Raw genomic sequence first — 1592 nt, 5'->3', positions numbered from 1 at the left:
TAATCATTGAAAGACCAACTATGAAATGTCAAGCGTGAAATACAATATAAATGAAGAGTGTTTACCCTAAAAAAGGGTAACTTAAATAAACCTTGAGAAGTCTCAAAAAATAAAAAAGTTATCTCTGGCAGGGGAATGGAGGAATTTTATAGGGTTTATTACTCTTTAGAATGGCATAGACAATATAACACAACTTCCTAGCTACAGCTCCTATACAAACATAATAGTGTTTTCCTTGATTTCGTTTCTTTTCATAAAAAGCTTTTAATACAGGATCATGTTTATAAGCAGTAATAGCCGCTTGAAATAATGCTCTACGTAGATGGGAGGAGCCACGTTTGGACATAGACATACCAGTTGATTCGTATTGACCTGATTGAGAAATAGTGGCATCAATACCGGCATAAGCCACAAGTTTAGAAGGCTTGTCAAAGCGGTCTATATCCCCAATCTCGCTTAATATGGTGGCACCTAATATAGGACCAATACCCGGAATAGTAGTGATTGGTGTATCTAAGTCACTTAATAGTTGAGACATTTGATTCTCACATTCTCTCAACTGAGTTTCAATAAAGCGGACTTGCTCCATCAACATTTTTAATTGGAATGAGAAAGCATCTTTACAAAAGGTGACACCAAATGAGTTTGAGGCTAATTCCATCAGTTGATTGGCTGTTTTTTTTCCAAGTCGGCAACGACTTGCTTGCTCAATTATTAGTGTCAAATCATCAATAGACAGTCTTTCATAATCGCTAGGAGATGTATATTCAATTAGGAGCTGTGAAGACGTTTTGCCAAAGACATTAGAGAAAATACTTTGATATTCTGGAAAGGTTTGATCTAACACGACAAGCGCCTTGCGTTTTAAATCACTTATATTACGTACAAGAGAATTACGAAACCGGCTTAGTTGTTTTAAAGCGAACATTTTCTCGTCTACGAGTGGAGTTTCAAGGAAGCGGCCAAATCGTATGACATCGGCAATCATAGTGGCGTCAATGGCATCTGTTTTTCTCTTTCTAATTTCTGTTCCCTTTCGCCATGCATTGGTTTGGAGTGGGTTCAGTACAATCACAGAAAAACCATGATCTAGTAGAAAAGAATAGACAGCTATCCAATAGTGACCGGTGGCCTCCATCCCGATTGACAGTTCTGTCGGAGAACTAATGTATCGGTAAAGCCAAGTTAATAAAGCTTGTCCACCTTCTTTATGATTGTGGAAAGGAAATGGCTTGGTAATAGGTTTCCCAGTGGAATCAATGATGGAAGCATAGTGCTTGTGTTTGGCAATATCAATACCTAAGTAGAACATAGTATACACCCCTATTTTGATGATTTTTAGATAGTGTTATCCTCCCCTGAACTAATAAGCGCTACTACCTCGTAAGAGATACGAAGAATGACCAATGGTCATCAACATCCAACTCATTCGTAAACTACTTATTAGACAGAGGTACCAATCTTTCAATCGAATACAAGGATTCAAGGTGGTGATCGGCAACACTCTATCTACAAATATAAGTATCTCATAAAGCTGGATACTCTTGGGTTTATAGGTGAATCCCATTCCTAAAAAACCTAACTTAATCATA

1 protein-coding gene is annotated in these 1592 nt (G+C 37.5%); it reads right to left on the bottom strand.

Annotated elements, in window-relative coordinates; genetic code table 11:
* Positions 1–118 precede the first annotated feature (118 nt).
* Positions 119–1312 (bottom strand): IS110 family RNA-guided transposase, encoded by a 1194-nt coding sequence (locus B5P40_RS32110; protein WP_113710536.1) that lies wholly within the window; start codon positions 1310–1312, stop codon positions 119–121.
* Between the last annotated feature and the right edge of the window lie 280 nt (positions 1313–1592).

It is taken from the genome of Bacillus sp. SRB_8 (genome assembly GCF_003264205.1).
Taxonomy (GTDB): Bacteria; Bacillota; Bacilli; order Bacillales; family Bacillaceae_G; genus Bacillus_A; species Bacillus_A mycoides.
This window is presented reverse-complemented; position numbering and strand designations above follow the sequence as displayed.